Below are 16,317 nucleotides of genomic sequence, written 5' to 3'. Positions count from 1 at the left end.
ACTGATAAAGGGCTGTGGTTGGAGCCTTTCTTGAACCGTCATGCGGTAGGAGAACGCAACCAGTCCACAGCATCCCTTACAGTGTAGCACAGCCCTTGGAGAGGGGCTCTAATAACTACTACTCTATAATACAAGGAGAACTGATATGAAGATCATACAGCTTTGCGTTGGCATGGTCGCCACCAATTGCTATATTGTTTACGATGAGGAGAGTCGTGAGGCCGCGGTCGTCGACCCGGGCGACAACGCATCGTCCATCCTCGCCGCCCTGCGGGAGGAAAAACTCACGCTCAAGTATGTGCTGCTCACCCATGCGCATTTCGACCACATCCTGGCCGCGCATGAGGTGCTTGCGGCTACGGGCGCCAAGTATGTCGTGCCGGAGGGCGACCTGTGGCTGCTAAAGCAGGAAAATATGGGCGAGTTCCGCTCGTTTGCAAGGCGCTATCAGGAGGATACGCCTGATATACTCGCACGGGAGGGAACCGAGGTCACCTTTGGCGGCTTGACCGCGCACTATATGAATACGCCCGGCCACACGCCCGGCTCGTCGGTCATCCGCATCGGTGACGTGCTCTTTACGGGGGACACGCTGTTTCGTCATGAGTGCGGCCGCTGCGATTTAGAAGGCGGCGACTTCGGCCAGATGCTCCGCTCGCTGGCGCGGCTGCACGATCTGGAGGGCGATTATCAGGTGCTGCCCGGACACGAGGCGCTGTCCACGCTTGAGGAGGAGCGCAGGCACAACCCCTATATGCTGCAGGCAATGGGCAAATGACCTATACGCTGGAAGGCCACACGCTCAAGCACGCGGTTGAGGAAATGCTGCTCCATTTGCTGCCTACGGCTGCGCTGACGCGCGCTGACGCACCGGGAGAGGGCGACTGCTGCCGCAGCGGCCTGACCGAGCGGGACGGGATAGCCACGGCGCGCGCGGTTGTTCAGTTGGACGGTGTGCAGCGCACAGGTGCGCGCAGCGCGCCGGTCGCGGGGCTTGCACCGGTCGCGCGTAAGCGCGTCGTTACCGAGCTGGTCAGGATGAGCATCTATGACGCGGTCGCGCCCACGCTGGCGCGGCCGCCTGTCTGGGGCAGCTTGACCGGTGTGCGCCCCGCGAAACTCGCGCGCGGGCTGCTCGAGCGCGGCATGAGCCGGGGCGAGGCGGCGCAGCATCTGCGCGAGCATTTCTTTGTCTCGCCCGCGCGCACGGCGCTGACCATGCGCGCCGCCGCGACCGCGATGGCGCTTGACCGGCAGATCGGGCCGGACGATATCTCGCTGTATGTCGGCATCCCATTCTGCCCGTCGCGCTGCTATTACTGCTCGTTCGTCTCATCGACGACGGCGCAGTCCGCGCAGCTGATCGAGCCGTATCTGGACGCACTCTGCCGCGAGATCAGGGAGACCGCCGCGCTTGTGCGCGAGGCCGGCAAGCGTGTGCAGAGCGTATACATCGGCGGCGGTACGCCGACGACGCTCGACGCGCGGCAGCTTGCCCGCCTGCTGGACGCGCTGCAAGCGGGTTTCTCCTTTTCCGGCCTGCTCGAATATACTGTGGAAGCAGGGCGGCCGGATACCATCACGCCGGAAAAGCTGCGCGTGCTGCGCGCAGCGGGCGTGGATCGGGTGAGCATCAATCCGCAGTCAATGGATGACGCGGTGCTTGCGGCTATCGGACGCGGACACACTGCCGCCGATGTGCTGCGCAGCTATGAGCAGGCGCGCGCCGTCGGCTTTGCTGCGATCAATATGGACGTGATTGCCGGGCTGAACGGCGACACGGCGGACACGTTCGCCCGCACGGTCGATACGCTGACCGGCCTTACACCTGAGAATATTACCGTGCACACGCTGTCAATCAAGCGCGGCGCGGATCTGACTGACAAGGGTGCGGCCGCCGCCCGGTATGAAACCGTGCGCGCTATGCTGGAATACGCCGCGCCGGCGCTTCAAAACGCCGGGTATGGGCCATACTATCTCTACCGGCAGAAGTTCATGGCAGGCGGCTTTGAAAATGTCGGCTGGTGTGTGCCGGGCGCCGAGTGCTTCTATAATGTTGCGATGATGGAGGAATTACAGACCATTCTGTCGCTCGGCGCGGGCGGCGTGTCCAAGCGCGTCGTGCGGGAGAGCGGCTGGATCGAGCGGGCGAACAATCCCAAATATCCGCGCGAATATATCGCCGCGGCCGACCGGCTGGCTGTGGGCAAGCGCAGGATTTTATGTCCGACACAAGAAGGAGGGACCCTATGACTGAACATTTGCTGAAACAAATCAACGACTACGCGGCGCATGACGCGGCGGCGTTTATCCAAGCCTGTGAGCAGCGTTATCAGGAGCAGGTGAACAACGTGGCCGCGGCAATCGCGCGCGGCAGCCGTGAAAAGCCGATCGTGCTCATTAACGGCCCGTCGTCCTCGGGCAAGACCACGACGACCGATCGCCTGTTCCGCGCGCTGGCCGGACACGGCATCCAAGCGGAGACCATTTCGATGGACGACTATTACCGCTCAAACGGCAGCTATGAGGTGCCGCTCGACGAGGAAAACGGCGTGCCCGATCTGGAAAGCCCGGACTGCATGGATCTGCCGCTGCTGGGGCGCGACCTGAAGCTGCTGGTCGCGGGGGAGGAGATCCGCGTGCCGCGCTTTGACTTTGCGAGCCGCACCTGCATCCCGCAAACGCGTGCGCTGCGCCTTGACCCGGACGAGGTCGTGCTGATCGAGGGTATCCATGCCTTCAATCCCCTTATCATGGGTAATCTCGCCAGCAAGGCGGTCGGCGTGTACCTTTCGGTGGACAGCGCGGTCATCCCCGACGATGGCCCCCGGCTCGAGCCGTATATGCTGCGCTTTTTGCGCCGCGCGCAGCGGGATAGCCTGTTCCGCGGTACCGTGGTCGAGGATACGCTGCGGCAGTGGAACTCGGTGCGGCGCGGCGAGCGGCTGTATATCGACCCGTACCGCGGGCAGGGCAGCCTGACGGTCGACACCTTTCTGCCGTATGAGCTGTGCATCCTGATGAACGCGCTTGATGAGCGGCTTGGCCGCAACCGAGAGGCGCTCGAACAGGCCGGGCTTGCGCCGCTGGCCGCGCTGCGCGGCAAGGTCGCGCCGATCGACTACGCGCCGTATATCCCGGAAAACTCCGTGCTGCATGAGTTTATCGGGTAGAGTGAAAAACAGCCGCGCGCCTTGCTTTTTGGCGGGCGGCGCGGTATAATGATGCTGATTATGGCGGGCGCGGAGACGCGCCGGAAGGAGCGATGAGAGATGGATGCAACTGTGCGTGTGTTTCTGGAAAAGGTAAAGGCGATGGCGGATAAAACCAGCAGGGCGGTTGGCCGCGCGGCGGATGTCACCGGCAAAAAGGCCAGCGAACTTGCCAGCGCGACCCGCCTAAACCTCCAGATATTTGACCTGAATACCGAGTGCGAGGTGCTGTATAAGGACATCGGCAGGCTGGTATACGAGCTGCACAAGGGCGAGGAGGTCTCAAACGACGAGATGGAGGCCAAGATCGCAGCCATCGACGCAAAGCAGGAAAAAATAGCGGCGCTGCGCGAGCAGCTCGGCGGTATGCGGTCGGTCGTCACCTGTCCGCAGTGCGGTCGGCTGTGCAGCCGGGAGGATGCGTTCTGCGCGGGCTGCGGCAGCGCGCTTTGAGCGTGCATAATTCCGTGTGCCCCGCCATACGGTGAAGTAATAACGGACGAAGGGCGGGCATAGCTTGCAACGAAAAAAACAGAGTTTTATCGAAGGCGCGGCCGTGCTGGTGGCAGCAAGCCTGATCGTCAAGGTGATCGGCGCGGTGTTCCAGATACCGCTCAAAAACCTCATCGGCTCGCACGGCTATCCGGCGTTCGGCCTGTTCAGCATGGCGTATCGCATCTATACAGCCATGCTGGTGGTATCGACGGTCGGCCTGCCCGCCGCGCTGTCCAAAATGATCGCGGAGGCGACCGCCATGGGGCGCGAACGCGAGGTGCGCCGCATCGTCAAGGTGGCGGCGGGCGTGTTCGTGCCGATCGGCGCGGTCGGCTCAGCGGCGCTGTATTTTGGCGCGGGCGCCTTTGCTGCGTGGATCAAAAACCCGGATGCCGCGCTGGCGGTCAAGGCCATTGCGCCCAGCGTGCTGATGGTGGCCGTGCTGTCGGTGTTCCGCGGGTATTATCAGGGGCGCTCCAATATGGTGCCGACCGCGCTCTCGCAGGTGATAGAGGCGATGGGCAAGCTGTGTGTCGGCCTTGGACTTGCGTACTACGCGATGGGGCGCGGGCTGGACGCGCCGGTGGTCGCCGCGCTTACCGTGCTCGGTGTGACGATCGGTGAAATAGCCGCCGCGCTGTATATGGTGCTCGGGCGCGTTGCCGCCCGGCGGGAGGCTGTCACCGTGCGCCAGTTGAGCGACGCGGTGCGCCCGGCAGGCTCGCTGTGCAAAACACTGCTCTCCCTGTCCGTTCCGATCACGATCAGTTCGGCCGTGATGAGCGTGACCGACCTGATTGACGTTGCGCTGATCTCCGACCGGCTACAAAGTCCGGCGATCGGCATGACAGCCGAGCAGGCCTCGGCCACATACGGCGTGTATACCGGTATGGCGGTCAATTTCTTCAACCTGCCGCAGACGCTCATCACGGCCATCGCAGTCAGCGTGCTGCCCGCGGTCGCGGGCGCGGTCGCGGGGCAGAACTTCACTAAGGTGTCCCGCCTGATGGGCACAGCGTTTCGCATGACCATGCTGATTACGCTGCCTGCGGGCGCGGGTTTTCTGCTGCTGTCAAAGCCGATCCTGCGGCTGCTTTACAGATCGGATACCGAGCTGGGCGGCACGCTCATGGGCATACTTGGCCTTGCGGTACCGATGGTGGCGCTGGTGGCCATCACCAACGCTATCTTGCAGGCGCTTGGCCGCGCCGACCTGCCGTTGTTTTCCATGTTCCTCGGCGCGCTGGTCAAACTGTTTGCCGATTACTGCCTGCTGGCAAATCCGCGTTTTGGCATCAAGGGCGCGCCGATGAGTACGGCACTGTGCTACGCGGGCATCGCGCTGCTTAATCTGTTCCAAATTGGCAGGCTGTCGCGCGCGCTGCCGCCGCTCGGCAAAACGCTCGTGCGGCCGCTCGCGGCAACGGTGGGCATGTCGGCAGCCACCTATATCTGCTTTACGCTGCTCACGCGCGCGCTGGATGCCGCGCCCGGCTCGGCAGCGGATAAGCTGGCCACGCTGGCCGCGATCCTGACGGCGGTCGTTGTCTACGCGGTGCTGCTGCTGGCTCTGCGCGCGGTCGAGCGGGAGGACGTGCTGCTGCTGCCCAAGGGCGAGAAGATCGCTGATGTTTTGCATTTGAAATGACGGGAAGTACCAAGAATGATTGATTTTGAGACAAAAGACAAGTATGATTTTGACGATCTGCTGCGCATCATGGAGATACTCCGCGCGCCGGATGGCTGCATGTGGGATCGGGAACAGGATCACGCCTCCATCCGCCGCAACTTCATCGAGGAAACGTATGAGGTGTGTGAGGCGATCGACGAGGGCGACGCCGAGCACTTGAAGGAAGAGCTGGGTGACGTGCTGCTGCAAGTGGTTTTCCACACGCAGATGGAAAAGGAAAAGGGCGTTTTTGATATCGGAGACGTGGCTGACGGCATTTGCAAAAAGCTGATATTCCGCCATCCGCATATCTTTGGCGATGTTGCGGTCTCCTCAACCAGCGAGATACTGCGCAACTGGGACGATCTTAAGCGCGCGGAAAAGCACCAGTCGACCGACACCGCCGCGCTTGAGAGCGTGGCGAAAAGCCTGCCCGGGCTGATCCGCGCGGAAAAGCTGCAAAAGAAAGCGGCCAAGGTCGGCTTTGATTGGGAGGATGTGGCTGGCGCGCTGTCCAAGGTGGATGAGGAACTGGCCGAGGTGCGGCAGGCGATGGCCGGACACGGGGATGCTGAGGAGGAGCTGGGCGACCTGCTGTTCGCCGTGGTCAACACGGCGCGCCACCTGCGGGTCGATCCCGAGCGTGCCCTTGAAAAGACCTGCGATAAGTTTGTTCGCCGCTTTGCCTCGATGGAGCAGCAGGCGAAGGAAGCGGGAAGCGCGCTGTCCGAGCTGTCCCTTGCCGAGCTGGACGTGCTCTGGGAGCGCGCAAAGCAGCAGGGATAATGGGGGAGCAGGATGAAGAAAAGCGAATTTGTGGCCTTGGTCGCCGAGCAGACCGGCCTTTCCAAAAAGGATACCGAAAAAACCGTGGATACGGCGTTTGCTATGCTGGGCGACGTGCTGGCGCGGGGGGACAAGCTGCAGGTGAGCGGCTTTGGCACGTTTGAGCCGAAAGCGCGCGCCGCGCGCACAGTGCGCGATCCTCGCACGGGCCAGCCGCTCGAGGTCGCGGCCGCGCTGATCCCGACCTTCAAGCCCAGCAAGATACTCAAAGAGAAGGTGGACGCAAAGTAAGATGAGACTGGACAAATATCTGAAGGTATCTCGCCTGATCAAGCGCCGCACAGTGGCTAACGACGCCTGCGACGCGGCACGAATTACAGTAAACGGCAAGCCGGCCAAGGCCTCGTATCAGGTCAAGACCGGCGATATCATTGAAATTGCCTTTGGTCAGCGCACGATGAAGGTCGAGGTGCTGGCGATTGCCGAGCACGCCCTCAAGGCGGATGCCGCGGCGCTGTACCGCGAGCTTGTGTAATATCACATCCTGTTCCCTCGTATGATGAAGGGGACGGGATGTTTTATTTGAAAGGAGGGCGCGGCTATGGCGGCCGATGAGCGAAGCAGGGAGATGCCCCATACCGTTATCTTGGAGGGGCGGGAAAAACTCAGTATATCAGGGGTGACCGACGTGCAGAGCTTTGACGAGGAGCAGGTGCTGCTCGAAACGGTGCGCGGGATGCTGGTCGTGAGGGGGCAGGGGCTGCACGTCGAGCGGCTGCAGCTCGAATCGGGCGAGCTGATCGTCGAGGGCGAGGTAGGCTGCATCGAATACGACGACAGTGTGCAGCCGCGCGGCGGTCTGCTTGCGCGCCTGTTTGGCGGGGGCGGACAATGATGACGCTGCCGATGCAGGCGCAGCTGCTGGTCACGCTGCAAAGCGTACTGCTGGGCGCGGGGCTTGCGCTGGTGTATGACGCGCTGCGGGCGGTGCGGCTGTATTTTTCCTTTGGACGCGGCAAAACCGCGCTGTGTGACGCACTATTCTGGCTGGTGCTGCTGGTGGCGCTGTTTACGTTTTCGGTCGCGCTTGCCGCCGCGCACAGCCGGTATTATGTGCTCGCAGGCATGGCGGCAGGCGCAGGCGTGTATTTTACGCTGCTCAGCGGCGCTGTGCTCGCGCTGCTGCACGGGGTGTTCAGGCTGTGCGGGAGGATATTTCGCACGGCTGCCGTGGCCATCGAATGGCTGCACAGCCTGCTCCGGCGCGTGGCGGGATCGAAGAAAATTACGGGTTTTGCAAAAAAGTTTGCAAAACCCTCTTCCATTTTTCGAAGGAAAGGGTTAAAATAGATGATAAGTCGGTTTGGTTTCAAACGGCGTAAGTGAGGTGTCCGCATGTCAAAAAGCAAAACACCGCTCTTGCTCAGAATCGTGCTGCTGGCGATTTTGCTCGGGACGGCCATCAAGATCGTCGGCCTGCAATCGCAGATCACAGCCAAGCGGGAGGAGCTGGCTTCTCTCACCGTCCGCGTGCAGGAGTGCGAGGCCGTGGGCGAAGCGCTGCGGCAGGAGATGGAAAACGGCATTTCCGAAGCCGATATCAGTGAGATCGCACGAACCGAACTGAGCTATGCGCAGCCCGGCGAGCGTGTCTTTGTCGACACCTCCAGCCGGTAAAAGGGAAAAGAATAACGGAGGCAAAAAAATTTATATGGATCTGGCAGTGGGAGCGATCGTAGAAGGCAAGGTGACCGGTATCACCAAATTCGGCGCGTTTGTCGCCCTGCCCGAGGGGAAGTCGGGCATGGTACACATTTCCGAGGTTGCGGCGAGCTTTGTCAATGACATCAAGGATTTTCTGCAGGAGGGGCAGCAGGTCAAGGTCAAGATCATCGGCATCGATCAGGCCGGCCGTATCAACCTGTCCATCAAAAAAGCGCAGCCGCAGGAGCCGCGCCAGGAGCGCGTGGGAGGGGGCGTGCCCCGCCAGCAGCGCGGGGCAGCGCCGCGCGGCCGTGCGCCGCAGCCGCCTAAGGATCCTGCGACGATGAGCTTTGAAGACAAGCTCAAGGCGTTTATGTCGGACAGTGAAAGCCGTCAGGCCGACGTGCGCCACGCGACCGACCGCAAAAACGGCTCCCGCCGCCGCAAATGACCGTTCGGGCGGAACGCACAAGGCCAAAGAAAACCGGGGGTAACCTCGGTTTTGTTTTTATCCGGTAAAGCAAAAAAACGCGCTCTTTCGGAAAGAAAGAGCGCAAAAGTAGGATTGTGGGGATAAAGATATGAACGGTGCATGGCAGTTTTTCAACTACCGTGATAAATATAACATAATTTACAATAAATGTCAACTACTTTTTTGAAAAAGAGGTTTTGGATGAAACGTACACTGATCTCGAATGTGACCATACGGACGATGGACGAGGCGGACACCTGTGTGCACGGCTGGCTGCTGGTCGAGGATGGGAAAATCGCGGCGCTCGGCGGGGGAGAGCCGCCCGCGTGCGATACTGTGCTGGACGGGCAGCACGGCGTGCTCACGCCCGGCCTGATCGACGTTCACACGCACCTTGGCCTGTATGAGGACAGCCTTGGCTTTGAAGGGGCGGATGGCAACGAGGACACCGACCCCGTCACGCCGCACTTGCGGGTGATAGACGGCATCAATCCGATGGAGCGGAGCTTCCGCGAGGCGCTGGAGGCGGGCGTTACTACGGTGGCGGTCAGTCCGGGCAGCGCCAACCCGATCGGCGGGCAGATCGCGCTGATTAAAACGGCAGGCCGCCGCATCGACGATATGGTGCTCAAAGCGCCGCTCGCAGTCAAGTTCGCGCTGGGAGAGAATCCTAAGTCGGTCTACCATGATAAGGGCGAAGCGCCCGTTACCCGTATGGCGACGGCCGCGCTCATCCGCGAGCAGCTTTTGAAGGCCAGAGAATACTTGGCGCGCAAGGAGCGGGCCGAGAACGACGCGGATGAGGATGCGCCGGATTTTGACCTCAAGCTCGAAAGCTTGCTGCCGCTGCTCTGGGGCAAGGTGGCTGCGCACTTCCATGCGCACCGCGCCGACGATATCTTTACCGCGCTTCGTATCTCTAAGGAGTTTGGCCTGCGGCCGGTCATCATCCACGGCACAGAGGCACATCTGGTGGCCGATCTGCTGGCGGAGGACGGGGTACCGGTCGTCAGCGGCCCGTTTATGACTGACCGCTCCAAGCCCGAGCTGCGCGAGTTGACCGAGGCATCTCCGGCGCTGCTGCGCCGCGCGGGGGTGGAGACCGCGATCACGGTCGACCATCCCGAGATACCCCTGCGCCTGCTGCAGACCGCGGTGCTGCTGGCCGTGCGCGCGGGACTGGACGAAGGGGAGGCGCTGCGCGCAGTCACGACAGCGCCGGCGCACATTGCAGGCGTGGACGACCGCATCGGCAGCATCAAACCCGGCATGGATGCCGACCTTGTGCTGTGGAGCGGTGATCCGCTGGATTTCAGAAGTCAGGTGCGGGCGGTGTTTGTCAACGGCGCGCCGGAATACAGGAGGATGCCATGAGAACGATTGACGTAAAAGAAGTGACCGCGCTGGTGCGCAGGCTGTGCATGGATGCCAACTATTATTTGCCCGCCGACTTGCGGCAGGCCTTTGTGGAGGGCAGGGAGGCCGAACGGTCGCCGCTCGGTCGGGAGATTTTCTGCGAGATGCTGGAAAACTGTGATTTAGCGCGCGCAAATGCTGTACCGATCTGTCAGGATACCGGCTTTGCTGTCGTTTACGCGCAGGTCGGGCAGGAGGTGCATCTGACCGGCGGCGCGTTTGAGCAGGCGGTGGACGAGGGCGTGCGGCAGGGCTACGCGGACGGCTACCTGCGCAAGTCGATCGTGCGCGATCCGCTGCGCCGCGTCAATACGGAGGACAATACTCCGGCTATGCTGCACACCCGCATCGTGCCGGGGGATAAGGTCAAGATCATCGTCGCGCCCAAGGGCGGCGGGAGCGAGAATATGAGCGCAGCCAAGATGTTCACCCCGGCGGCCACGCCCGAGGTCATCGTAGACTGGATCGCCGAGACCGTCATCCATGCCGGCTCCAACCCCTGTCCGCCGGTCGTGATTGGCGTGGGGCTGGGCGGCACGGCGGACAAGGCTGCCGAGCTGGCCAAGGCCGCGCTGCTGCGCCCGGTAGACCGGGATAACGCCGACCCGTTTTACGCCGCGCTCGAGCACGCAGTGCTCGATAAGGTAAACGCTTCGGGCGTCGGCCCACAGGGGCTGGGCGGCACAGTCACCGCGCTCGCCTGCGCGATTGAGCCGTATCCGACCCATATCGCCAGCCTGCCGTGTGCGGTCTCGATCGGCTGCCATGTCACCCGCCATGCTGCGGGCGAAATTTGATGCATTGAGTAATACAGTAAGCTGTAAAAATAAGTGCAACAAGAGACAGTAGTCGCATGTTGCACTTATTTTTTATGCCCATGGTAGAGAGGGGGATAGATGTGGACGGTGGGCTACACACAAGTTGAGTAGGCTTGCAGAAACATTGCAGATCTCGTCCGGTAGTCTGCGTAATGGGGTGATAAAGGGATACGCTTTGGCGTGTAGTCCGCACCCAAGCGCCTTGACAGGTGCATGACCTGCCCTGCGCCCGGTGGCAAAACGCTTATGAGCAAAAGTATCTGCCAATGCATGGAAAGCAAAAACCGCGTATTCGCCGCAAGAAACATAAGCGACAAAAACGCCTGTCTGCTGGGATCAGTATTGACTGCCACTCAGCTGAAATAGAAGAGCGCACCACATTTAGCCATTGGGAAATGGATACTGTATACTTATTTCCAAAGGCGCGCTTAAAGCCGCTGCTGCTTGTGCTTACCGAGCGTATCACCGGACAGGAGATTATAATGCGAATCAGAAGTTGTACACCCGCGCGTGTGGTTCGTGCGCTGAGCGCAAGCATGCCTACAACAGACTAATTCTGCATCAGACAATGGTTTTGACTTGATATGTTACATCAAAATGCATAAATATCTTCTTGATTTTTAGTTACATTCCTATTGAGATTTTCGCGTTGCCCTAGAATAAAATACTTCCCATATTTGGATAATCAAGGTATAATATAATAAATTTTTGTAAATTGTTAATGGAATATATTTTCTATTATAGAATATCTTTAGAGGAAATGTAAATAAAAGATACCATAATTAGGTGTTGTTGACAAAACATACTACCAAATAATAGCCATCTCACATCTAGGCCCTCCGTTTTTAAGCGCCCTGTTTCATAGATACCAATTTTTGTGATAGGGCGCTTTTTATATAGTAGCATAAATATATAACAACATGTGCGAGAATGTTTCAGAGTACTGCATTATTTTAGGCGTAGCTCCCGCTGTGTAGAGCAAGCTGCGCTGCTCGCTTGTTGCTGCATTGCCCTGCGAAGTATTGTGGAGATCACAAGGCGTGAATGTGTGAATCGAAAATAAAGGAGGTAGTTGTTTTGAACCACCCGAGGAGAAAGACACGGATTCGCGTTATCAGTCTGTTGCTTAGCGTAATGCTATTAGCTGATGGCATCGCCCCTGCGGCAGCGATGCTTACAGATGCCCCTGGCGTTTCGCAGCTCACAATGATCGACAGTGAGGGGCAGCAGATAGCGGTGGACGAGTCCTGGGAGGAGACATTTCCTTATGGCACGTTTGCCTTTGCTTCCGGGCAATTGGAGCTGAAAGAAGGCGAAGGAGCGCAAACCATCAAAGTATATCGCTTGGGCGGAACAAAGGGCAAAGCGCAGCTGACGCTTTCGCTTTCACCGGCGGTAGCACAGGTGGGGGAAGAGGAATATAGTCTTGCAAATGCTGCCGGCATACAGGATTATATTCTGGAGGTAGAGGACACTCTGCCGATTACGGATTACCAGGCATTTGGAGAAGATGCAGCTCCGCTGGCGCCTGAAACGCCGGTTGGCATATCCGTTATAAACGAGCAGTCCACGGAAGACACCACGGGATCAGATGGTGAAATCGTCTATGGCAATACAGTGCTGCAGGCTGATGTGGCTGCGGATGAGTATCAATGGCAGGCATTGGATGCCAATGGCGTTTGGCAGGACGTGGGGGACGGTCTGCCGACACTGACGCTCGACAATCAAACTGTCAGACTAACCGATCTGCGCTGCATCTTTACGCTGGAGGGGCAGCGCTACTGTACAAGCACGCTCAAGGGCGAGCCTTATGTGCCGTTGGATAATCCGTCACGCGACATACCCGATGATTTGGAGCGTAACCCTGAGCAGTCTTTCCACAAGCTGGATATGCGCGATGGCGAGTACGATACTTATGAATTTTATATGACCTTTGCGGAGGGCGAGTACGTCAAGGAAATGCGCATTACCCCAGTGGATGATGATCTGGCCGAGGCGGTAGAGTTGGCGGCGCTGCGTATCACCGCGTGCCGGGGCGGCGAACTGTACGATACAGCCAATACGCTGCTGATCAGCATTGAGGATAATGAGCCAGTACAGCCCAGCCAGTTTACATTCCGCACAGATATGCTTTCAGTGGATAAAGCGGCAGGCGTTGCGCGTCTTGTTGTTGAGCGGACGGGTGCGCTGCAATATGTAGCAAGCGTTGATTACCGTACGGTAGATGGCACCGCTAAGGCCGGCGAAGATTATGCCACGGCTGAAGGCACCCTGTACTTTCCGGGCGATACTGCTGAGATGACGATCGAGGTGCCGCTGATTAATGATGGTGTGGTTGTATCCGAGGAGCAGGGAGACAGGGAGTTTGCTGTAGTACTGGAAAATGCCCAAGGTGGTGGCGAACAGAGCGGTATTTTGCAGGGACAGGCTACAGTGCGATTGTACAATACTGCGGAGGCAGAAGAGAAGAATCTGGCTACCATGCTCTATACGCCTGAGGCGGACGATGTCTCTGGACAGACGCAGAATACTGCTTCGGCTATTGTACAGGAACAAGCTAAGGCGATCGGCGCCGCACCTGTTAAACAGGAAGCAGATGCTCCGGTTGAGATTGTGAGCGGGGACGATCAAGAAGGTGAGGTTGGCGCGCTCCAATATGATGTGAGCGCAAAGCTTGCCCTATCTCGTAACACAATGCCTACCACGACGTACTGGGATGACTATGCTGATTTGGGCGGAATGAGCGGTTGGGCCAATACAAACAATGCACAAGGCCTTGCCTATCAGGGCTGGACGAATAAGGGCGCTCTAGCAATACGGGGTGACGGTTTTATAGAATATCCTTGGCAGCAGGTCTGGGGTGGCAATGGCCGGTATGTCTATTGGTGGGAGCAGAATATAGATAATTTCGATCAGCTGTTTACGCAAATAACTGGCGAATATCACTCGTCACTTGCAATGAACTGGATGACGACCTTCTCCAGCACTGCCTATGTGGGTATTGCGCCACACGGCAAATGGTCTAATAATGAGGAGCGCATTGGTATAGTTGTGGGGCCTCCATATGCAACCACGGCGCAGGGGAAACGCTCTCATACTTTTCAGGTAAACGATGGTGCAACCGGCGTATTCATGTCCTTAGGTATTGAAGGTAAGGATTGGTATGACACAGGCGCGCCGGGCGGCTCTGTGGCACAGCGAGTCAGGGCGCGGCGTCGCTATCTTACCCGACCGCTGCGCTTTGTGGTACATACGGCCGATGATGAGCTGATCCAACAGAGCGCAATGTTTGATTTGTATAATAGTATTGCACCGCGGATCAGTGTGCCTGCTGGCAAGGGTGGCGTCACTGCGGCCGGACAGGTTTATGTGGGCACGCAGCTCTCGCTGAGCCAGCCGGCGTGGACGACTTATTCGTATGCTGAAACCGGCAGCGCACTGCCAAACGCTGTTTACCTGAGCAATGACTCTGTGGGTCGCAAGGTCATTAATGGTACGGTGTCGAATGATGGTACGGCCAATTTGACGCTTTTGGGTCAACGACATGCCAATGGACTAATCACAACCTTTGCGCAAGGGGCATCTAGAGATAAATCGCCGCAGTATGCAGATGACCAGTATACGATCAATGTAGTGCTCAATCGAAAGCAGAAGGTGGCGATCAACATGCTGGCCTCTGTTCCGCGAAAGGAGGACGGCCGCACCGTCGATTCGAATAAAATAGATGAGACGATATCTAATTTCTGGGATTGCGCAAAGAATGCCACTGTAACCTGGGCTCAGGTAGAGCAAGACGGTGAAAAGGTGCGTTTTGCCAACCGGACTTCTCCGCTGAGGGACAAGTTTACATTCGCAAATACCAATGGTATGCTTAACTCGACCGGAACGGTCGGTAATATTCGTTCGCTCAATTTCCATCTGCCACATGAAGATCAGATTCTATTTAATGGCGTACAATATAATGGCGATAATGATATCCCTATTTCGGCTGCTATGTTTGGTATGGATACATTGGCCTTTACCTATTATCATAAGGACTATCTGTATGTAGAAAGCGATATGACGCTCACCATTACCCGCATAGAGCGTTATGTTGACAGAAACGGCAATGGAAAAATAGATGGTACGCTTGACAAAAATAACGCGTTTCAGCTGGATGAAGTAAACGGCGTGAAAGATGAGCTGCTTGGAACGATGAGCGCGGCAGAATATTCCATTACAGAGTTGATGCCTGTATTGGATGCGAACGGCGTACCGCAACAGCAGTTCTTGAAGTTCTACTACACTATGACTCCGCGCTGTCTGATCCCATTGTCGGGCAGTAGTGTTGATGACCGGGCGCAGATTTTGCCTGCATTTGTTACCTCTGTGACCAATCCAACGAATTGGCTGACACTTTCCGAGCAGATGAAAGGTTACCGTTATATAACGACTGGTCAGTATTCAGCCGATTTCTCCACTACAAATAACAAGGGCGAGGTAATAGATACTAAAAAGGCGGGTACCTGGTCGGGTGACAACAAGAGAATGTATGGTGCGGCAGCAAGTGCGACGGAAACGGTAGATGTGCCATTAGGCGGCGATTATAAGGGACTGACGCCCACTTATGTCTACCAAAATGGAAACATCAGCGAGCAATCCAAGTCAGAGCCTGCTGAGTTCATCAAAGACAATCCGGGCTATCAGCTGTCTGATATGGTGTTTAAGCGGGAGGATTACAAACCAAAATATCAGGGAAACTTGCTTTATTGGTTTGAAAACCCCGAGCCTATTTTCGTCTCGGAGTCACTGGTGGGCGATAACCTGCCTGTGGCTGAAGTGGTACAAAAGGCTGGTGAAGGCGGCGCGACAGAAGATATCTATAATGTCGATCAGTTGTGCAATTATTTAGGAAGCTTCAATGCGCTGGATACTGTGTCGCTGTGTATTCGTCCACAAGAGCAGACCACGGACAGTATTTTGGCTGTCCGTGAGCAGGGTGTTGCGAATGGGGTGAATGCCGCTGACATGGATTCCGTAAATGCCGCCGGCTTTAAGTCCATTCCCGATGCCAGTGGTTTGCGGCGCACGGAAAGCTCACACGATGGTATGAACGAGATGGCTGATATGGGGGACAGCCCAAATTCCATGCCTGAGTTTAATTTGAATATGGGCGTCGATCTGCCATCCCTGCGCCTATCAATCAGTGATTATGTAACGCTGATTATGGGCGGCAGTGAGGTTGGCTTTTCGATCGGCGCGCCGGTATTTGTTAAGAAAAAGTCCGAGCAGTCCCACACTTCGTCGACGCATAGCTCGTGGAGCAACGTGGATGTGATTGATGCAAATGCGGGTATCATGAATGGGATAAAAGAGGCCTTTACGGACCCGAACAAGATCATCGACTCTGAGATATGGGAGAATGCAGTACGCGCACAACAGGCAGCGGCTGACGGCGATAGTGTCGTTACGAGCAAAAAAATGCAATTCGCAATAGCTTTTAATGTGACGGTCATGTTCAAATACAGCCCGGTGGATAATACCTACTATTTCAGCTCAGCACTTATTCTGATGCAGTTCGGTTTTGATTTTTCCATGACATACCGCCTGACTGTGTTTCCGATTGTTTATGCGTATTTTACGATCGGAGGCAACCTTAAAACGGCAGGCAGTATTTCAAATAAGCGTGAAGTTGTGGAAGATACTGCGAGTGCTTTTGATCCGGATAAAGCGCCGGTCGGACAAGGGAGCGCGAGCAGCGCCGAA

15 protein-coding genes are annotated in these 16,317 nt (G+C 57.5%); all 15 read left to right on the top strand.

Features of this window, described 5'->3' with window-relative positions; genetic code table 11:
• The first annotated feature begins 145 nt into the window (after window positions 1-145).
• Window positions 146-778, top strand: coding sequence for an MBL fold metallo-hydrolase (locus MR935_RS10235; protein ID WP_290573233.1), 633 nt, complete (start codon window positions 146-148; stop codon window positions 776-778).
• Window positions 775-2,253: a coproporphyrinogen dehydrogenase HemZ gene (gene hemZ, locus MR935_RS10230; RefSeq protein WP_290573232.1), complete on the top strand. Its 1,479-nt coding sequence runs from the start codon at window positions 775-777 to the stop codon at window positions 2,251-2,253. The genes MR935_RS10235 and hemZ overlap by 4 nt, the downstream gene beginning before the upstream one ends.
• On the top strand, window positions 2,250-3,173 hold the full coding sequence (locus tag MR935_RS10225) for a uridine kinase family protein (protein WP_290573231.1): 924 nt from the start codon (window positions 2,250-2,252) through the stop codon (window positions 3,171-3,173). The genes hemZ and MR935_RS10225 overlap by 4 nt, the downstream gene beginning before the upstream one ends.
• A gap of 99 nt (window positions 3,174-3,272) precedes the next feature.
• Complete coding sequence (locus tag MR935_RS10220) at window positions 3,273-3,665, top strand: zinc ribbon domain-containing protein (RefSeq protein ID WP_290573230.1); 393 nt, start codon at window positions 3,273-3,275, stop codon at window positions 3,663-3,665.
• A gap of 64 nt (window positions 3,666-3,729) precedes the next feature.
• The gene (locus MR935_RS10215) at window positions 3,730-5,355 is read left to right on the top strand and encodes a putative polysaccharide biosynthesis protein (RefSeq protein WP_290573228.1); all 1,626 of its coding nucleotides are present in this window, start codon (window positions 3,730-3,732) and stop codon (window positions 5,353-5,355) included.
• A 15-nt stretch (window positions 5,356-5,370) separates the two neighbouring features.
• The gene (gene mazG / locus MR935_RS10210) at window positions 5,371-6,162 is read left to right on the top strand and encodes a nucleoside triphosphate pyrophosphohydrolase (RefSeq protein ID WP_290573226.1); all 792 of its coding nucleotides are present in this window, start codon (window positions 5,371-5,373) and stop codon (window positions 6,160-6,162) included.
• Window positions 6,163-6,174: 12 nt separating this feature from the next.
• Window positions 6,175-6,453: an HU family DNA-binding protein gene (locus MR935_RS10205; RefSeq protein WP_290573225.1), complete on the top strand. Its 279-nt coding sequence runs from the start codon at window positions 6,175-6,177 to the stop codon at window positions 6,451-6,453.
• 1 nt (window position 6,454) lies between these two features.
• Window positions 6,455-6,697: an RNA-binding S4 domain-containing protein gene (locus MR935_RS10200; protein WP_290573224.1), complete on the top strand. Its 243-nt coding sequence runs from the start codon at window positions 6,455-6,457 to the stop codon at window positions 6,695-6,697.
• A gap of 66 nt (window positions 6,698-6,763) precedes the next feature.
• The gene (gene yabP / locus MR935_RS10195) at window positions 6,764-7,057 is read left to right on the top strand and encodes a sporulation protein YabP (RefSeq protein ID WP_290573222.1); all 294 of its coding nucleotides are present in this window, start codon (window positions 6,764-6,766) and stop codon (window positions 7,055-7,057) included.
• Window positions 7,054-7,512, top strand: a complete 459-nt coding sequence (gene yabQ / locus MR935_RS10190; protein ID WP_290573220.1) for a spore cortex biosynthesis protein YabQ — start codon at window positions 7,054-7,056, stop codon at window positions 7,510-7,512. Before yabP ends, yabQ begins: the two co-directional genes overlap by 4 nt.
• Before the next feature lie 45 nt (window positions 7,513-7,557).
• Window positions 7,558-7,839, top strand: a complete 282-nt coding sequence (locus tag MR935_RS10185) for a septum formation initiator family protein (RefSeq protein ID WP_290573218.1) — start codon at window positions 7,558-7,560, stop codon at window positions 7,837-7,839.
• 34 nt (window positions 7,840-7,873) lie between these two features.
• Window positions 7,874-8,317: a S1 RNA-binding domain-containing protein gene (locus tag MR935_RS10180; protein ID WP_290573216.1), complete on the top strand. Its 444-nt coding sequence runs from the start codon at window positions 7,874-7,876 to the stop codon at window positions 8,315-8,317.
• A gap of 222 nt (window positions 8,318-8,539) precedes the next feature.
• Window positions 8,540-9,712 (top strand): amidohydrolase, encoded by a 1,173-nt coding sequence (locus MR935_RS10175; RefSeq protein ID WP_290573214.1) that lies wholly within the window; start codon window positions 8,540-8,542, stop codon window positions 9,710-9,712.
• Window positions 9,709-10,551: a fumarate hydratase gene (locus MR935_RS10170; protein WP_290573212.1), complete on the top strand. Its 843-nt coding sequence runs from the start codon at window positions 9,709-9,711 to the stop codon at window positions 10,549-10,551. The genes MR935_RS10175 and MR935_RS10170 overlap by 4 nt, the downstream gene beginning before the upstream one ends.
• Before the next feature lie 1,098 nt (window positions 10,552-11,649).
• A partial coding sequence (locus MR935_RS10165) for a Calx-beta domain-containing protein (RefSeq protein ID WP_290573210.1) occupies window positions 11,650-16,317 on the top strand: 4,668 nt, incomplete at its 3' end.

This window comes from Agathobaculum sp., assembly GCF_022775115.1.
GTDB lineage: Bacteria > Bacillota > Clostridia > Oscillospirales > Butyricicoccaceae > Agathobaculum.
This window is presented reverse-complemented; position numbering and strand designations above follow the sequence as displayed.

Bases quoted from the DNA above. Each gene is read 5' to 3' on its own strand.
- mazG (WP_290573226.1), top strand. From the start codon at position 5,371: ATGATTGATTTTGAGACAAAAGACAAGTATGATTTTGACGATCTGCTG.
- MR935_RS10225 (WP_290573231.1), top strand. From the start codon at position 2,250: ATGACTGAACATTTGCTGAAACAAATCAACGACTACGCGGCGCATGAC.
- MR935_RS10175 (WP_290573214.1), top strand. From the start codon at position 8,540: ATGAAACGTACACTGATCTCGAATGTGACCATACGGACGATGGACGAG.
- yabP (WP_290573222.1), top strand. From the start codon at position 6,764: ATGGCGGCCGATGAGCGAAGCAGGGAGATGCCCCATACCGTTATCTTG.
- MR935_RS10235 (WP_290573233.1), top strand. From the start codon at position 146: ATGAAGATCATACAGCTTTGCGTTGGCATGGTCGCCACCAATTGCTAT.
- MR935_RS10170 (WP_290573212.1), top strand. From the start codon at position 9,709: ATGAGAACGATTGACGTAAAAGAAGTGACCGCGCTGGTGCGCAGGCTG.
- MR935_RS10180 (WP_290573216.1), top strand. From the start codon at position 7,874: ATGGATCTGGCAGTGGGAGCGATCGTAGAAGGCAAGGTGACCGGTATC.
- MR935_RS10205 (WP_290573225.1), top strand. From the start codon at position 6,175: ATGAAGAAAAGCGAATTTGTGGCCTTGGTCGCCGAGCAGACCGGCCTT.
- hemZ (WP_290573232.1), top strand. From the start codon at position 775: ATGACCTATACGCTGGAAGGCCACACGCTCAAGCACGCGGTTGAGGAA.
- yabQ (WP_290573220.1), top strand. From the start codon at position 7,054: ATGATGACGCTGCCGATGCAGGCGCAGCTGCTGGTCACGCTGCAAAGC.
- MR935_RS10220 (WP_290573230.1), top strand. From the start codon at position 3,273: ATGGATGCAACTGTGCGTGTGTTTCTGGAAAAGGTAAAGGCGATGGCG.
- MR935_RS10185 (WP_290573218.1), top strand. From the start codon at position 7,558: ATGTCAAAAAGCAAAACACCGCTCTTGCTCAGAATCGTGCTGCTGGCG.
- MR935_RS10200 (WP_290573224.1), top strand. From the start codon at position 6,455: ATGAGACTGGACAAATATCTGAAGGTATCTCGCCTGATCAAGCGCCGC.